Raw genomic sequence first — 17042 nt, 5'->3', positions numbered from 1 at the left:
CCTCCTTACTCAATCAAGACTTTCTTCGGCTGCAGGCGTAGAATGCCGCCCGATGCCAACATAATCGACAGAAACATGATGGCCAGACCGAAGCCTCCCAATTCCGCTAAGTCAACGGCACTGACCGTAATCGCCAATTTAGCCTGTTGCGTACTTTGGGTGCGACTGCCCGGGCCACCGTGACCACCAGCGGATTGACCGCCCGGTTGACCACCGTTTTGCCCGCCGGACTGCGTTTGCGTGACCTGGGTGGTCTGCGCTGTCTGCTTGGTCAGCTGGGCGCCCAATTGGTTCCCGACCAACTTACCACCGGCACCCGCAATGACCAGGGCCACGACCAAGACCATAATCATTTCCGTCAAGAACTGGGCTACGATCTTCCACCGGGCTTCCCCTAGGGAGAGGAGTACCCCAATTTCAAATCGCCGCTCGCGAATCATCAAGATTACGATCAACGCTAAGATAATGGTCCCCGCAATCGCCACCAACCAGACAATCTTGTTGGCGAAGCTCTCAACGCTCGCCATGGAAGATTTAACCATCTGGTAGCTGGCATCGTCGGTACTCAGCGTGTATTTGCTGGTATTGATCAACGCTTTTCCAGACTTCTTCACACTGCTGACTTGGCTAGGTGCCGTGACGTTAAAGGTCACCGAATCCGCCGTGTTGGCGTACTTACTGCCCTTAACCGTGTTGGCTAAGGTGTATGAGGTGTACATGGTGTTCGACGGGTCCGTACTCATAGGGCCGGCCGAACTCGAGCTACTGGAGCTGGCCCGGTAGATGCCGACCACCTTCAGCTTGACCGTGTCCTTACTCCCACTGGTCTCCTTGACCGTCAGGGTGTCGCCCACGCTCAAGTCGTTTTGACTGGCGAGTTCCTTTTCGATCACCACGTGGTTGGTATTCCGGTCGGTACTGGTAATGCCGCGACCTTTCACAATCTTACTTTGCTGATTGCTAAAGTCACTGGTCAGGCTGGTGGCACTGACCCCGTTAATCTGCGTGTCGCCCGAACTGGCGGCCGACTTCATCCCACCAGGACCGCCGCCACTACTGCCCATCCCCGTACTGGTCGAGACCGTATCGTAGGACTTGGCGTTGACCGAAGTACTACTGGTCACGTTATAGCTGCCCACGTGACTCAGCTTGGCAATCTTGGTCGCATCGCTGAGTTTGACCGGCGTCAACGTCAGCTTAGGCCGACTACGCTTGGTGGTGGAACTGCTACTCTGATTCATCTTCTTAAACGCCGCTTGCCGGTTCGCCGAGAGCGTCAGGGTCGCGCCGACATCCGCCTTAGCCTGATTGGTCGCCTTCACGGCAGCGCTGCGAATCAGCAGTCCCGCTAGGACAAACATCAGGATCGCTGCGGATACCAGAATCAACAACAGTGACCGGCCCTTCTTCGCCCAGACGTTCAGTCCGGCACGTTTGATAAAATTCATGTGGTGGTCGCCTCCATTTCGTGTGCTTGACAGGTTCGTCAAAAGCCATGTTTCGGTTATAGCAAACCTGGCTTATCGCAACCTAAAACGAAGACGCGTCGGTTAACCTCCCGTTAAGGTTCCCGGCAAACCACGGGATGACGCCATAGAAAAAAGCCGCCCCAGTTGGGAGCGACCTTCACGTTAATCTGATGAGTCTTTCGTTTTCGGCGTAGGCAAGTGGGGCACCTGCGCAAGGGCTTCCTCATCGGGCAAAACGTCGGGGTAGAGCGCCGAATATTCTTGGTACCAGTGGAAAATGGTGGTCACGAAGACCTTCAACACCGCAAATCCGGGAACCCCCAGAATCACCCCGGTCAGGCCGAACATCTTGCCGGCCGCCAACAGGACGAACACAATCGTGATGGGGTGCATTTCCAGACTGTTTCCCATAATCAACGGCGACAGGACCTGCGTCTCTAAGACCCACTCAATCAGGTACACGATCACCACTCCCAGCAGCATCGAGGGACTGGTAATCGCGCCGATAATCAAGGCGGGGATCAACGCGATGGCGGACCCGAAATACGGAATCAAGTTCAACGGCCCGGCAATCACCCCTAAGAGCAACGCGTACTTCAGGCCGATGATCGAATACCCGGTGGTGAAGATGATCAAGACGCACAAGGCTACGGTCAGTTGTCCCCGGATGTAGGAGCTGACCTTGACGTTCATCTGGTCCAGCATGGTCACGAAGCGGCCCCGGTAAGCCGTGGGCACCACCTTGCTTAAGTAGTGCGGAAACCGGCTAACGTCCTTTAACATGAAGAACAGGACCAGCGGCGCAGTGATCAACGTGATGACCCAGTCACTGACGGTCGTGACCACGTTGCCGATTGAACTCAGGGTCCCGGTCAACAGGTTCCAGCCCCGCTTAGAGAAGTAGGTGCTGACCCGCCGGTTGATCTCGGCTAAGTTGTCATTGGTTAACCAATGGTGTTGCTGGTTCGCGTGGTTCAGCTTTTGAATCACGTCGTTGGAGAATTGGGGCAGCGACCCGATTACCCCCGCCGTCTGCTTGGTCAGAAACGGGATCAGGTTCAAGAAGACCAGAACTAAAATGGCGACCGTTAGCACCATCGCGATGGCAATGGCGAACCCCTCTTTCAGGTGTAAGCGCCGTTCAAGTAAGTGGACCAATGGATCCAAGACGTAGTAAAGGATACCGGCGACGATGATGGCGGGTGCGGCGATTCCGATGAACTTCCACACCGGGTCCAGCAGACCGGCATTTTGGACCACTTCGTTGACCACTAGTAGAAATAAGAACACGTTTAATAGCAAAATCGTAATGTGATTATTTAAGAAGCGTTGGTAAAACCAGGATAACCCGGATTGGGACTGGTGCAACTTATTCACGACAATTCCCCCTGTAAGGTTTCAGTACCCCTAGTGTACGGCGTCCGCCCCGCCCTGACCAGTCTTCCGAGCGTTTCTGATACAAATGTTTTGATTTTCCCATAGTTCTAACTGAAAATTCAAACTGAACACGGTGCGTCGCCTTACCGGGGGGCCAGACAGGGCTGGAACGCCGTGGGCACCACTTCGAGCCACAGAGCGGTCTCGAAGTTGGGCCTTTTCCTAGGCGAGCTGAGGAACGCTCACCAAGGAAAATTTCACGGCTGAGCCCTGTCTGGCCCCCCTCACGGCTTACCATCACGCAAAACCGTTCTACAATGATCTCCAACTACCGTTTAGTGGGTATTACCAAAGTCCAATTTTTGCTCGCTTAAAAACACAATCTAGGAATACCCGTCAAATCAAAATTAATTTAACCCACCAATATTCAGCCCGGAGGCGAGCAGGGGCTCAGCCAGCGAAATGATGGTTAGTTAGCGTTTTGTGCTGACTTACCATCAGGCCGAGTTTTGGAACTCGCGGGTCTTGCGAGGTCCAAAATCGTGCCCGCAGGCGTTCCAGCCCCTAAGCGCCGGAGGGCGGCCAACTCTCATCCTAACTTTGCCAATACGAAAAAGCCACTAGTCCTCCAATGACAGGTAATCATTGGAAGATTAGTGGCTGCTTCATCCTTTAAAGAACGTCACAAAATTACAGGTATCCCTTAGTCTTGGCTATTCTGCGCTAACTTGACCGTTGTGGCTGCGGACTGGCCACTGACCGTGTAGAGGTGCTTGCCGCTCTGCCACTGAACCGTGTTGGCCTGTTCAGCTTCATCCCCACTGTAGACGGTGACCGCCCCACGCTTGGCCTGGCTAGGTAAGTTGGCCCGCTTCAGTTGCCGGTTAACTTGCTTGGCAAACTGCTCAGGAGTCCCCGCCTGGTCCGCATTATCCGTGACCGCCGTGACCGACCACTTGCCCGTATTCCAGTGGACGTAGGTGTGGCCCATGACGCCTTGGGCCACGGCCTTGGTCTGCTTGGTCAGTTTGACCGGCGCACCGGTCGTCTGTTTCCCCACGTAATCCACCTCATCTTTGGCCGTCTGTGCGTTACCTAGGGTCTGTTGCTTGAACGTGGCCTGACTATCCCCGGTCTGGTCATGGTAGGTGACCCGGTAATTTTGCTTGGTTCCACTGGCCTTAGTGGCCGTCAGCTTAGTCCCGTCAGCCGTGGCCGTGGTGGGCGCGGCCGTCTGAGTGACCGAACTAACGTTGTTGGCCGCGTGCATGGTCAACAACGTCCCGGAACCCAGGGTCGCTAGGACGGCTAGGCCCGTGGCAGTCCCCAACAAAAGTTTTTTGGTTCGTCGCATGCTCATTTTCCACCTTCCTATTCTTTGACGTAACTGTGCAGTGCCGTGACGTATCGGCCGTTACTCAAAACGAAATAACGCGACCCCGTCGAACGCTTCTTGACCGCCGTCACCGTTAAGGTCTTGCCCTTAGGTACCGCAACAGCACGTTGACTCTTCTTAAAGCTGGACCCCGTGTACTGGTAAACCTTCTTCTTGGTCTTGATCTGCCGGCTACTATTCAACGACTCATAGTACGCGTGGTTAGAGTACTGATTGTTCGCCGAGATGTAGCCCAGCTTGGTCTTGATGCGGTAGGACTTGCCACTAGGTGCTAAGACCACCTTACCGGCAACTTGGTCACCCTTGACGTAGTAGCTCCCCGTCTTCTTCGATAAACTAGAATCCGAGTACAGGTTCAGCTTGTGCTTTAGGGTAAATGACCCGTGTTGGCCGACCCAGTACCCACTCGCATCTTGCGAGAGGACCCACTTCCCTAGCGAGGAGATGTACAGGGCCTGAAGTGACTTCGACTGGGCGACGGACTTGACCTTGCTGATCTTATAGAACTTCTGGCGGGCACTGGTTGGGATTTTGGTCCCGTCTTGGTAGCTCGAGGCATTTTTATGTAAATAAATGTGTTGCCCCTTCTTATAGCTACTGTAAGCGTACGAGGTAGTATGGCTCAACGCCGTGGTGACACTATCCGTCCACCATGAGACGGGATGCACGGACGTAATGGCCTTACTGTTATCCGTATACTCGCCTAACGCCGACAGGTAATTGTGGTCCGTGTACTGCCACAAAGCGTGGGCAATCGTGGGCGTGTACGAGTAGTTGGCAATCCACTGAGCATCAAAGGATTGCCGGGCCGTATTGGCGTAGCTGGTCGCAAAGCTTTGGTAGGAGTAGAAGATCAGCTTCTTATCCGTCAATGACCGCATCTCATCGTACCAAGCCTTGACTGCCGCGTTCGTGGTCCCGGACGTCACGTCGTTTTCTTCGAAGTCCAATGCATAGAACTGGGCGTTTTTATTCGACCGATTATAAAAGTCCTTCGCTTCCTGCCGGGCACTGGCCGCACTGGTGAACCGGGCATAGTCGTATTCGCCAAACGGGATGCCGTACTTGGCGTACAACGCCGTATTGTTGGCCGCATAAAGGTCCACGTACGAGGACCCGTACTGCCGGCGGTTGATCACGAACGACACTTGACTCTTTAAGTTGGCGACCTGGCTGGCGGTTAACTTCCCCTGCCACTCTGAAATGTCGGGAATCGCGAGCGTGCTGGCCTGTACCGGTGTTTGACTGCCCCAGGCCAGTCCCGCCATGGCCCCGACCATCGCGACCGTCTGCGCCAGGCGCCGCGCCCATGGATGTTGCGTGATAAACATATCTTGGCACTTCCTTACTAAGGTTAATTTTGAATTCTGGAGACGCCCATTCACGACGTCTCGTGACCCGTATGCCGTTTCACCTCCGTGGTATCACGGTTTCTACTGTAACGAACTTAGGTGTGCATCCCGTAACAAGCCGTTTGCAATTCCGTTACCCCAAGTTACAGTTTGATTGACCACCAATCAGGCACTCAACTGAGTAGTTGACGGATAATTCATCCGGCTGAAATGCCGGCATATCAACCGTTACCACTATTTTCTTCTCTATCAAAAAAGGCGTCTCTGTCGCATGCAGAGACGTCTCAGATTAATTAAATTAGGCTTCAAACAATTACTTAAACCGGTCACAAGCGGGCCATGTCCCGCTACTTCGCACTATTTTGGGCCAACTTAACGGCGCTGTTTGCCGTCTGACCACTCACAGTATAGAGCTGATGACCCTGTTGCCACTTGACCGTACTGGTCGGCGTATTGGCCGCGGTGGTCTGGCTATAGACCGTCACCGCCCCCGTCGTCGCGTTATCCGGTAACTTGGCCTGCTTCAACTGCGCATTGACCTGCTTGGCGAACTGCGTGGGGGTCCCACTCTGGTCCGCATTACTCGTAATCGCGGTCACTGACCAATTCCCCGTGTTCCAGTGAACGTAGGTGTGGCCCATGACCCCCTGCATCACCGCATGCGTCTGATCATTCAAAGCGACCGTTGCGCCCTGGGTGCCCCGGCCGACATAGTCGACTTGGTCGGCCGCGGTGGCGGCACTACCTAAGGTCCGCTTTTGGAAGGTCGCGTGCTGACCATTCCCGTGATACTGCACGGTGTAATTCTGGCGCGTGCCACTCGCACTAGTTGCCGCCAACTTAGTCCCGGCCGTCGTTGCCGTGGTGGGCGCGGCCGTTTGACTGACCGAACTGACGTCGTTAGCGGCGTGCATGGTCATCAGAGTCCCCGAGCCTAACGTGGCCACCAACGCCAGACCGGCGACACTGGTCACGAACATCTTTTTTGTCTTCTTCATGATTTTTTCCCTCGATTCACATCATGACCGTTATGCCAAATTCGAATACCGGACGTTCGCCGTCAAGTAACCCAACTTAGTCTTGATCCGGTAAGCACGTCCATTCGGTGATTTAACCAGGCTTCCGTGCACCGTATCGCCGGCCACGTAATACCCACCCGTCCGACGGGTCAGGCTAGCGTTGCGGTACAGGTTCAGCTTATGGGTCAACTTGAAGCTCTGGTGACTGCCACCCCAGTAGCCGGTCACGTCCCGCGCCCAGACCCAGTGATGCAGGGTCTTGAGGTAGAGCTTCTGCCCGGAAACCTTAGTGATCTTGTAGAGCCGTTGGCGCCGGGATACGGGGATGGCCTTGCCATCCGTGTAGCGGGTCGCGTGCTTATGCAGCTCCGCGTACGCCCCAACTGGGTAGCCGGTAAAGGTTGCGCCGGTACCACTGGTGCTCGGGGCCGCGACCGTGGGGTTCACGTTCGTGTTAGCCGGCGGCGTGGTCACACTGGAGGTGGCTGGTGCGTGCGTCAAGGCCAGTGCCGCACTATCCGCCCACCACGAAACCGGGTGAACGCTGGTTGCGACCCGACTGTTATCCGTATACTGCCCCAGCGCGGATAGGTAGTTATGATCCGTGTACTGCCAGAGGGCAAACGGAATCGTTGGCGTTGACGAGTAGTTGGCGATCCATTGGGCATCGAACGCTTGGCGTGCGCTGTTGGCGTAGGTCGTGGCGAATGATTGATAGGAATAAAAGACTAAGTGCTTGGTCGTCAACGACCGCATCTCATCCGCCCAAGCCCGAACGGCGGCGTTGGTGGACCCGGACGTCACGTCGTTCTCCTCAAAGTCCAAGACGTAAAAGTTGGCGTGCTTATTCGACCGCGCATAGAAGTCCTGGGCTTCCTGCCGAGCGCTCGCGGCATCGTGAAACCGCGCGTAGTCGTATTCGCCAAACGGAACGCCATAACGAACGTATAGGTTCGTATTATTGGTGGCATACAGGTCTTGGTAGCCGGCACCATATTGCCGCCGGTTGATCACAAAGGAAACTTGATTCTTAAGACCGGCAACTTCGCCGGCCGACAGTCGGCCCTGCCATTCAGAAATATCTGGAACGGCTAATGTACTGGCGTGGGCCACGGTCTGGCTTCCCCAAGCCAACCCCGCTAGTGCACCAACCATGGCCGCCGTTTGAACTACCCGGTGACCGAAGCGATGATGATTTTTAAACATGGTTAAAACTCCCCTCTCCCTGCCGATAAGGGCATCACGTTTCTCGCGATAACACCTCAGGTCCTACTGTAGGTCCAAAACACCCCGCTTAGGTGACAGGAAGGTTTCAATTCGGTTACCATTAGTTAAAAGTTTTTATAACATTAGTTATTCGTTAAACTGATAAGTCGGCCAATCATACTCGCCCCCAATCCCTTTGCCGCAAAGCTATTTTGTGAGCCACCTGTTAACATTTCCGAGTTCAAGCGTCAGGTGGGGACGCTCAATTTGGCCGTGAGGTGGGACCTGAAGCGGCTCAGTGGCGTCCCTTGGGGTTAGCTTACCCTCAGGTCAATCCTGAAGACCGCGCTTGGAGGCCAAGTTACCCCAGCCCCACCCCAGTGATTCAGTCGCAAAGTTAGTTCCCCGTATCATGCCCCCGCTTGCGAGTGTTTTTTAGTCCCCTACCACCCGTTTGGCACTATCCTAAGGAAAGACGTTTGGCTGGCGGGGGAACTAGCCAGCGCGCATGGTTTACTTTGGGGAGGAAGTTCTATGATGACCAAAAAACTACCACGGTTAACTATCGTGGTGCCTTGCTATAACGAAGAAGCTGTTCTACCATCCAGTGCAAAAACCCTGGGTGAGATTTTAACCAAACTGATTGCCGGTCAACAAGTCACGACCGACAGTAAGATTCTGTTCGTCGACGATGGCAGTCACGACCAGACCTGGGAGACCGTTCAAACCCTTCAGGCCCAAAATGCACTGTTCACCGGCTTAAAGTTCAGTCGAAACTACGGCCAAGAGGTCGCCCTGATGGCCGGTCTCCGGACCGCCGCGCCCTACTCGGACCTCACGATCACGATTGATGCCGACCTACAGGACAACCCGTACTTGATTCCGACCATGGTCCAACAAGCCGCCGACGGGTTCGACATCGTCTACGGTGTCCGCAACGACCGCTCCAGCGACACCTGGTTCAAGCGCACCACGGCTCAGCGCTTCTACTGGTTAATGAATAAGATTGGCGTGCACCTGATTCCCAACCACGCGGATTACCGGATGATGACCCGTTGTGCGTTGACCGCCTTACTACGCTACCACGAAACGGACCCATTCATTCGCGGTATCGTGCCACAACTGGGCTTCCCGTCCACCAAGCTGTACTATAAGCGGCGTCCCCGAACGGCTGGCGTCTCCAAGTATCCGTTCAGTAAGATGCTCAAATTAGCCTTAAACGGGATCTTTTCCTTCTCATTAGTGCCAATTCGCGCGATTATGGGAGTAGGCAGTCTGGTCTGCCTGGCCGCCTTAGTGGCGTTCGGCTGGTTAGGAATCGATGCGTTACGCGGGATTACGACCGCTGGCGTCGGCCCCATCATGGCTTCCTTGTGGCTACTTGGCGGTCTTCAACTGATGGCGCTAGGCATCATTGGGGAATACGTTGGCCGGACTTTCGCTCAGAGTAAGCACCGTCCCGCCTTCATCGTCGAGACCGATACCTACTCCAACGAGTTCGCCCAAAAAATCACTGAGGGGACGCGGTTCCAGCACCAACCCTCATAGAGGAGTCGTTCTATGTCGCTTCGTCAAAAATTACGCACCAGTGGCGGTCTGTTGATCACTGGCCTCCTGGCAATCACTGGACTACTAGCCCTGATATGCCCCGTGGCTTATCGCGCTGACCGCCATTGGTGGTCCCCATTACTGGTGGGGCTAACTAGTTTAATCTATCTGGGACTCTTGGGCATCGCCTACTGGTACCTGCACCGCTGCGCCCCCCGCACCCACCGGTGGATTGGCTGGGGGCTATGGGCCGTCCTAGTAACGGGACAACTGATCATTGCCTATCACTGGGTCGCCGCGCCCCGGGCCGACTTGTACTTCGTGCACCAGCAAGCCGTCGCGTTACTCAACGGCGACCACCAGTGGAACGCCTACTTTTACACCTATCCCAACAATGTGCCCCTCACCCTCTTATTAGCGGGGGTCCTCAAGCTGGGGCGCTGGATCACCGGTGGCGATTCGGGGGTCTGGCTCAACCTGGTCCAGTTCGCCTGGCTCGATACGGGCATCGCGGTGATGGCCCACCACCTTCGCCGCCAGGTCGCCCCATTACGAGCCAACCTGTTCTTGATTCTGGTCACGACCAGCGTGCCGCTCTACGCCTACGCGCTCAACACCTATAGCGACACCGTGGTCCTACCCGCCGTGTATCTGGTCCTAGTCGCCCTCTTCCGGTTCCGCCGGGCCGTCACCTGGCGTCAAGGACTGGGACGGGGACTGGTCTTAGGCCTGCTTCTGGCCGTCAGCTACCTCTTCAAGGCAAACTTCATCGTGCTCACCATCGCCGTGTTACTGGGTCTGTGGCTACTCCCCAATCACTTACCCCGGGTCGGCTGGGGAAAGTTGGGCGTGACCCTCCTGATTGCGCTGTGCTTTGCGGGCGGATTGGGCGCCAACCGGTGGACCCAGACGACTGCCGGCTACCAAACCGACCCTAACCAAGCCTTGCCAGCCCTCAGCTGGATCGCGATGAGCTGGAATCCCGCCTACCACGGTGATTACAATAAGCAAGATGCCGACACGGTAATTGCGGCCCCGACGGCGCAAGCCAAGACCACGCTGGCTCAGGAACATCTGACCCGAGACTTCGACCAGCTAGGTCCCAGCGGCGTGGCCGTCCACCTTTTCCGTAAGGCCCAGCTCTTCTTGGCCACCGGAACCTTCGATAGCTTTCAGGTCAACTCGGCCTTTGACCGCTTACCCACAGCCTACCGCCGGCACCAACCCGTCTGCGAATGGCTGTTGGCCAACCTGACCCAGGCGGCTTACTGCGGCTTGCTCCTGATCAACCTTTGCTGGGGCTGGGCCCAATGGCGCCGGCGTCACTTCTCCGCCGGTTTCTGGGTCGGGGGGCTCTTCGCTTTGGGGCTGACCGCCTTTCACGTGATCTTCTGGGAAACCGAGGAACGCTACGCCCTGCCACTCTTGCCCCTCCTATTAGCGGGGGCCGCCAGCAGCTTTCGCCTCCCCGAAAGGTACTCCGTCCGTCGTCCTCAAGTCTGGTCGCGAACCCTGGTCGCTAGCTTTAGCGTCCTAATGGTTGGCGCACTGACTTGGGGCGGTGTGGTGCACACGCGCCCCGTCACGCAATTGGTCGATGCGGTCAGTCAAAACGAGGGCCGGTACTACCAAGACCACCGGATTCGGCTACGCGCGGGCCAGCACCTGACGCAACCCTTCACCGCTCCGGTCACGTTCAACCGCTTGGTAGTGGACCCTAACCGGGGGACCCGGGGGCAACTGACCCTCGAGACTCGCCAAGGCAAGCTTATCTGGCGTTCAGCAAAACAGATCTCCCTGGCCAACGTGAAGCTCCCCGATCAACCCGCCGGGACTTACCAACTCCGGGTGACCAATTCGGGCAGGCAACCGCTAGCTGTGGTCACGGCGCCGGCGGACTACCCGTTATTGCCCCACGCATTGCGGCAGTACCCGCACCAATATCTCCGTTTTGTGGCCTTAGGCTAAGGCCGAGCTTTAAGACGGGCGGGCTTTGCGCGGCTTAAAGTCGTGCCCACTGGCGTCACGGCCCTGCCAATCGGCTGGCTGGACCGGATGGCCTTAACCAGCTGGGCGCCCGGTAAGGCGGATGCTTACCACCGTTGACGTTTTAGACGTTTTAAACGTTTTTACCAGACAAAGGGAGTCGAGAAATTTGAAGGAAATTAATCAACAAGTTCTAACTGGAGAACGGGCCCTCTTTCAGGGGCGCGACCTCCACATCACCAATAGTACGTTTGTCGACGGGGAATCCCCGCTCAAACACAGTCAAAACGTTGCCATCGACCACACGATTTTTAAATGGAAGTACCCCCTGTAGTACACCCACCACGCCAAATTGAATCACACAACTTGGCAACCCGACGCCCACGCCGGTATCTGGTACACTCAAGACATGACCATGACCAACACCACGGTACGGGCCACCAAGACCTTCCGGCACGCCCAGCAGCTCCGGTTGAAGAACGTGGACTTCTCGGACGCCGGGGAGACCCTCTGGTGGTGCGACGACGTCCAACTCGACCACGTAACGGTCAATGGCGATTACTTCGGGATGAACACCAATAACGTGGTGGCCCACAACCTCAAGGTCACCGGGAATTACGTCTTCGACGGTGGGAAGAACATCGAAGTCCACGACTCCACGTTCATCACCCACGACGCGTTCTGGAACTGCGAGAACGTCACCATCTACAACTCGACCATCATCGGGGAGTACCTGGCCTGGAACGCCAAGAACATCACCTTTATCGACTGTTGGCTCGAAAGCGACCAGGGATTGTGCTACGTCGATCACCTGACCATGCGCAACTGTTCACTGATCAACACCGACCTGTCGTTCGAGTACTGCACCGACATTGATGCGACAATTAAAACCAGCATTGATAGTGTAAAGAACCCGGTCAACGGCCAGATCACCGCCCCTAAGATTGGCCAGATTATCTTTGACGACCCCGCCATTGACCCTAAGCAAACCACGATTACGACTCAGGAGGAAACAACTCATGGCAAATAACTTTTCAGAAATGATTGACCGTCGGCACACCAACTCCGTTAAGTGGGACGTGAAGGATAACGAACTGCCCATGTGGGTCGCCGACATGGACTTCCGCACGGCTCCCGGAATCATCAAAGCGTTCCAGGACAAAGCCGCTAGCGGTATCTTCGGCTACGAGGAAGTTCCCGAAGCCTACTTCGAAGCCGTCCAACACTGGTACGCCACGGAACATAACTGGGCGCCCAACACGGCGTGGATGCGCTTCGTGACCGGGGTCGTCCCGACCATCTCGTCAGCGGTTCGACGCGTCAGCAACGTGGGCGACAACGTCTTAGTCCAAGCCCCCGTTTACAACATCTTCTACAATTCTATCGTCAATAACGGTCGGCACGTCCTTTCCAGCGACCTAGTCGACCACGACGGCCAATACGCCATCGACTGGGACGACTTAGACGCCAAGCTGGCAGACCCCCTGACCACCATGATGATTCTCTGCAACCCCCACAATCCCGTGGGTAAGGTTTGGACGGCCGACGAACTGGCACAGATCGGCGCATTAGCCGCTAAGCACCACGTGACCGTTCTGTCCGACGAGATTCACGGCGACATCACCGACGCCGGTCACCCCTACACGCCGTTCGCTTCCGTCAACGATGTTAACGCCCAAAACAGCATCACCTGTGTCTCGACCAGCAAGACCTTTAACGTGGCCGCCCTGCACGCGGCGACGGTCATTGTCCCTAACGAGGCCTTGCGTAACGTAGTCGACCGGGGCATCAACACCGACGAGTTAGCTGAACCCAACTCATTCGCCATCCCCGGCGTGATCGCCGCGTACACCACCGGTTCCGACTGGGTACACGCCATGAACGCGCAGGTCACGGCCAACAAGCAGACCCTGACCCAGTTCATCGCCGCCCAGCTGCCCGAACTCCAGGTCATTGAAGGTCACGCCACTTACCTGGTCTGGATCGACTGCCGCCACGTCACTTCCGACACCACCGCGCTAGCGGACTTTATCCGGGCAAAGACCGGACTCTTCATCACTGCCGGGGCCGTTTACGGCGGTGACGGTCACGACTTCATCCGCATCAACGTAGCTTGCCCCGCAGAACGGCTGCAAGACGGGCTGAACCGCCTGGCCGATGGCGTTCACCAATTCGAAAAACAGGCTTAATGACTCCCAAACAGCCCCCGGAAGATGGTGATCTTCCAGGGGCTGTTTTTTCATTCGCCTAACGACCAGCCGAAGCGGTGACTAACGCATCCACGTTGACCACTTGGTCATAGTGCACCAGGTCAGCGGGCGTGTAATGGTGAATCGCCTCGATGATGGTCAGTTTCGAGTGCCAGAGTCGTTGGTGGATATCCAACGCCGTCTGCTTATCCAGGGCCGCCGTCATTTCATCCAGCAACAGAATCGGCCGCTGGGACAACAGGGCCCGACCTAACTCGATCCGGGCCAACTGCCCCCCGGATAGCTGGTCGGCGTTGCTGCCCAGTGAGTAATCCAGGCCCTCCTTTGCGACCAAGTCCCCCAAGTCCAGCTCCCGGCATAGCGCGGTCAACCGGTCATCGCTTACCGGAGCCCCCAGCGTCAGGTTAAAGCGCAAGGTCCCGGCGAAAATGACCGGACTTTGGCTGGCGTAGGCAAAGACGCCCGCTAACTGACTGGCTTGGACGGGCTGATGGTTCAGCTGAACCGTCTGGGCATGCCCAAATTGACCGGACCATAAGTACGTTAAAAGCGTGGATTTACCGCTCCCCGAACGACCGATCACGGCAATCTTCTCCCCTGCGTGGATCGTCAGGTCTAAGTTATGTAGTAAGGTGCGTTGCTGACGTTGGAGCGTTACCTGGTGAAAGGCCAGCTCCTCTAAGGCCGGTGCGGGCGCGGGTACCGTCTGTTGCCCAGCGGCAACGTATCCGTTCAGGCGCTCAACGATTTGACGCGTGGTGGCCAGGTTATTGCGTTGTGCGAGGATCGTCAAGATGGGGTTGACGAAAGAATTCGATAACTGAACGATAGCGAACAAGACGCCTAACGTGGTCTGGCCGCGAACGATCAAGTAGACCCCCACTAAGAAAGGCAACAGGAACGTACACAGATTGGCCGTGACGTTGATGCAGGCGTTACCGACTAGGTTCCGCAGATTCATCTTCGCCAGTGCGGCTTCCAGGAGATCGACCATGGCTTGGTTCTTCGCCACGGAGGCGTCCTGGGCGTGATACCGGGCAATCGTTCCGGCTCCCGCCAAGAAATTCTTGGTCTGGTTCACGTACTGGTCATTTTGATGCGACCAGTTCTCCGAGGCTTGCTCCAACGGCTTTTGAAATAGGTTGGAGACTAGCATAGGTGCACAACTGCCCACGAAAAAGATCAGGGTAATCAGCCAGTTCAGGTACAGGGCGTAGCCGAACGCCATCACCAGCGTATACGCGGAAATCAACATGTTGATTTCCGCTTGGAAGCGGTTGGTCTCCAGTAACTTAAAGTCGTTGGTCAGGAATCCCAACGCCGCGTCGTCCGTCCCCGTCGGCTGAGTGACCATCCCCCGAAAGGCCTGCGCACGCAAGGTCCGGTTCAAGTGGCGCACGGCATCAGTGGTGAACCAGTTAAAGCAGACCTGTGCCAGATAGGTCACTAACAGGCTCCCGAATGCCACCCCTAAAAATTCTGGTAACCGGTCAAACTCTCGGCGGGTCGCAAAGGTCGTCAGCGTTGCCACAACGGTCGCAATCACCAGATTCTCACAACTCGAAATCCATCCCGTCAAGTTCATTAAAAAGAACTTCCAATGGGGGTAATATTTGTAAACCATCCAATCAATCCCTTCTCAATTTCCATTGAGATTTAATTATAAAACAGCCCGCTAGCTTTAACCATATTTTAATTTAAAACGTCACTGACCTAACAAACGCCCAGCATAGTCGGCGGATGATAACCCCGACACAAAAACCGCCCTTTCTAACGAAAGGACGGCATTTTACATCTATCTGATTACTTGTAAACTAACACTTCGGTCACTAAGATCCCGCCACCGAAGACCAGTAAGAAGACCACAACGGGCCAGACAAACCGGAACCAGTGGGAGTAGCGCATATGCAACATCTGCAGCGTTGCCATGACTAACCCGGTTGGGGCTAAGAAGAGCATCGCGTATTGCCCGAATTGGTAGGCCGTAACGACCACGAACCGGGGAATGTTGACCGTATCTGCCAGGGGGGCCAGGATCGGCATCGACAGTACCGCTAAACCAGATGAGGATGGCACGATAAACCCTAACACGAAGAAGATCAGCAACATCACAATGATGAAGATTGGGCCACTCATGTGGGTAACCAGCGAGGACGCGAATTGTAAGATCGTGTCCGAAATCAACCCGTTGTTCAAGACCAGGTTGATTCCCCGTGCCAGCCCGATGATCAGGGAAACCCCGACCAGACCGGATGACCCGGCAACGAAGGCGTCCACCACGCCCGTTTCACCCAAACCGTATTTCCCGGTTCCGGCGATAAACATAATGATGATGGCGAAGGTCAGGAAGGATGAGGCCATGGTTGGGAACCACCAACCCTTGGCCATAACTCCCCAAACCATGATCGGGAACGTCACGACAAAGAGAATCAGAATCAGTTTCTTCCGGAACGTAAAGCCGGTCTCTTGACCGCCGCTGGTGGATTCCACTGACCACATCTTATTGAACTCTTCATGGTCATCCCAGGTGTAGGAGAACTCAGGGTCCGCCTTAACCTTCTTACTGTACCAATGCAGATAGAACAACAGGAAGATGGTGGCAATGACCAGACCACCGGCCCGCCACATGATCCCTTCCGTGAAGTTGATGCCGGCCGCGTTGGAGGCAATCACCACGGAGAACGGGTTAATCGTAGAGAACGAGGTCCCGACCGAACTGGCCAGGAAGATGGCCCCGACACTCACGATTGAATCGTAGCCCATCGCAATGAAGACGGGCACCAGAATCGGGTAGAAGGCCACGGCCTCTTCTTCGATCCCACACAGGGTCCCCCCGAGGACCAGGAGAACCGAGACTAAGAAGATCAGTAAGAACTCGTGGCCCTTGGTTTTCTTGGTCAGCGCCATCAGCCCCGTCTCGAAGGCCCCACTGGCTTTAACCACCCCAATCAGGCCCCCTAGGACGAAGATGAAGATCATGATATCGACGGACTCGATGGTCCCGTTGACCATGCTTCCCGTGATGTCACTTAACTTCGCCGGGTGTTGCGCCAGTCGTTCGTAGGTGTGGGGCACCGAAACGGCTTGGGTGATCCCCCCCGACTTAAACTGACCGATCTTGATCTTAACCCCCAGCTTATCTAGCTCTTGTTGGGTCGCAGGTAAGCTGGTCACGTGTCCGTGGGGATTCTGTAACCGCAACTCGGAGTTGGCACTATTATACGACAGCTTCGAGTAACTTCCGGCCGGAATCGTCCAGGTCGCAATCACCGCGACCACGGTCAGAATGAACAGAATGAAGAACGCTCCGGGCATTTTTAATTTAAAATGTCGCTTTTTTACTGTTGGATTATCACTCATAAGTTTTTACCTCTAAAATATGATGGCAGTTTCGCTAACAATACGCACCAGAAAACGCGGTCACCAGGAGGTACTGGGGCGTCCGTCTCACTATCCGCTTCACTTCTCTGAGCAATTGG

The 17042-nt window shown here is 55.7% G+C and carries 11 protein-coding genes and 1 pseudogene; 4 read left to right on the top strand and 8 right to left on the bottom strand.

Translation table 11 applies throughout. The annotated features are described in order from the left end of the window. Window positions 1–5: 5 nt before the first annotated feature. From FD30_RS05900 to FD30_RS05875, 6 genes are all read right to left on the bottom strand, one after another. Window positions 6–1448, bottom strand: a complete 1443-nt coding sequence (locus tag FD30_RS05900; RefSeq protein WP_056944264.1) for an ABC transporter permease — start codon at window positions 1446–1448, stop codon at window positions 6–8. A 183-nt stretch (window positions 1449–1631) separates the two neighbouring features. Further along, window positions 1632–2846, bottom strand: a complete 1215-nt coding sequence (locus tag FD30_RS05895; protein WP_056944263.1) for an AI-2E family transporter — start codon at window positions 2844–2846, stop codon at window positions 1632–1634. Window positions 2847–3549: 703 nt separating this feature from the next. Further along, the gene (locus FD30_RS05890) at window positions 3550–4200 is read right to left on the bottom strand and encodes a hypothetical protein (RefSeq protein ID WP_056944286.1); all 651 of its coding nucleotides are present in this window, start codon (window positions 4198–4200) and stop codon (window positions 3550–3552) included. A gap of 17 nt (window positions 4201–4217) precedes the next feature. Beyond that, window positions 4218–5522 carry a GH25 family lysozyme gene (locus FD30_RS05885; RefSeq protein WP_162255431.1) on the bottom strand — a complete coding sequence of 435 codons (1305 nt, stop codon included), beginning with the start codon at window positions 5520–5522 and terminating at the stop codon, window positions 4218–4220. 419 nt (window positions 5523–5941) lie between these two features. Next, a complete protein-coding gene (locus tag FD30_RS05880) occupies window positions 5942–6592 on the bottom strand; it encodes a hypothetical protein (RefSeq protein ID WP_225426525.1) in 651 nt (216 codons plus the stop codon). 30 nt (window positions 6593–6622) lie between these two features. Continuing rightward, window positions 6623–7819, bottom strand: coding sequence for a GH25 family lysozyme (locus FD30_RS05875; protein WP_056944260.1), 1197 nt, complete (start codon window positions 7817–7819; stop codon window positions 6623–6625). Window positions 7820–8353: 534 nt separating this feature from the next. On the opposite strand from FD30_RS05875, the gene FD30_RS05870 reads away from it, so the two are divergent. The 4 genes and pseudogenes from FD30_RS05870 (at window position 8354) to FD30_RS05855 (ending at window position 13542) form a co-directional block, all read left to right on the top strand. Then, a complete protein-coding gene (locus FD30_RS05870) occupies window positions 8354–9367 on the top strand; it encodes a glycosyltransferase family 2 protein (protein WP_056944259.1) in 1014 nt (337 codons plus the stop codon). A gap of 12 nt (window positions 9368–9379) precedes the next feature. Next, window positions 9380–11335 carry a hypothetical protein gene (locus tag FD30_RS05865; protein ID WP_056944258.1) on the top strand — a complete coding sequence of 652 codons (1956 nt, stop codon included), beginning with the start codon at window positions 9380–9382 and terminating at the stop codon, window positions 11333–11335. A 187-nt stretch (window positions 11336–11522) separates the two neighbouring features. Next, a pseudogene (locus tag FD30_RS05860) lies at window positions 11523–12383 on the top strand (DUF3737 family protein). Next, window positions 12373–13542, top strand: a complete 1170-nt coding sequence (locus FD30_RS05855) for a MalY/PatB family protein (RefSeq protein ID WP_056944257.1) — start codon at window positions 12373–12375, stop codon at window positions 13540–13542. Before FD30_RS05860 ends, FD30_RS05855 begins: the two are co-directional and overlap by 11 nt. A gap of 58 nt (window positions 13543–13600) precedes the next feature. Here the strand turns inward: FD30_RS05855 and FD30_RS05850 are convergent, their stop codons facing one another. Both FD30_RS05850 and FD30_RS05845 read right to left on the bottom strand, forming a co-directional pair. Next, window positions 13601–15187 carry an ATP-binding cassette domain-containing protein gene (locus tag FD30_RS05850; RefSeq protein WP_056944256.1) on the bottom strand — a complete coding sequence of 529 codons (1587 nt, stop codon included), beginning with the start codon at window positions 15185–15187 and terminating at the stop codon, window positions 13601–13603. A 179-nt stretch (window positions 15188–15366) separates the two neighbouring features. Then, window positions 15367–16923, bottom strand: a complete 1557-nt coding sequence (locus FD30_RS05845) for a YfcC family protein (RefSeq protein WP_056944255.1) — start codon at window positions 16921–16923, stop codon at window positions 15367–15369. Between the last annotated feature and the right edge of the window lie 119 nt (window positions 16924–17042).

The organism is Levilactobacillus namurensis DSM 19117, assembly GCF_001434785.1.
GTDB lineage: Bacteria > Bacillota > Bacilli > Lactobacillales > Lactobacillaceae > Levilactobacillus > Levilactobacillus namurensis.
The sequence above is the reverse complement of the archived record's forward strand: the minus strand, read 5'-3'. Positions and strand labels throughout refer to the sequence as shown.

Coding starts and splice junctions, on each gene's coding strand:
- FD30_RS05845 (WP_056944255.1), bottom strand. CDS start 16,923: ATGAGTGATAATCCAACAGTAAAAAAGCGACATTTTAAATTAAAAATG.
- FD30_RS05865 (WP_056944258.1), top strand. CDS start 9,380: ATGTCGCTTCGTCAAAAATTACGCACCAGTGGCGGTCTGTTGATCACT.
- FD30_RS05850 (WP_056944256.1), bottom strand. CDS start 15,187: ATGGTTTACAAATATTACCCCCATTGGAAGTTCTTTTTAATGAACTTG.
- FD30_RS05880 (WP_225426525.1), bottom strand. CDS start 6,592: ATGAAGAAGACAAAAAAGATGTTCGTGACCAGTGTCGCCGGTCTGGCG.
- FD30_RS05870 (WP_056944259.1), top strand. CDS start 8,354: ATGATGACCAAAAAACTACCACGGTTAACTATCGTGGTGCCTTGCTAT.
- FD30_RS05855 (WP_056944257.1), top strand. CDS start 12,373: ATGGCAAATAACTTTTCAGAAATGATTGACCGTCGGCACACCAACTCC.
- FD30_RS05885 (WP_162255431.1), bottom strand. CDS start 5,522: ATGGTCGGGGCCATGGCGGGACTGGCCTGGGGCAGTCAAACACCGGTA.
- FD30_RS05890 (WP_056944286.1), bottom strand. CDS start 4,200: ATGCGACGAACCAAAAAACTTTTGTTGGGGACTGCCACGGGCCTAGCC.
- FD30_RS05900 (WP_056944264.1), bottom strand. CDS start 1,448: ATGAATTTTATCAAACGTGCCGGACTGAACGTCTGGGCGAAGAAGGGC.
- FD30_RS05875 (WP_056944260.1), bottom strand. CDS start 7,819: ATGTTTAAAAATCATCATCGCTTCGGTCACCGGGTAGTTCAAACGGCG.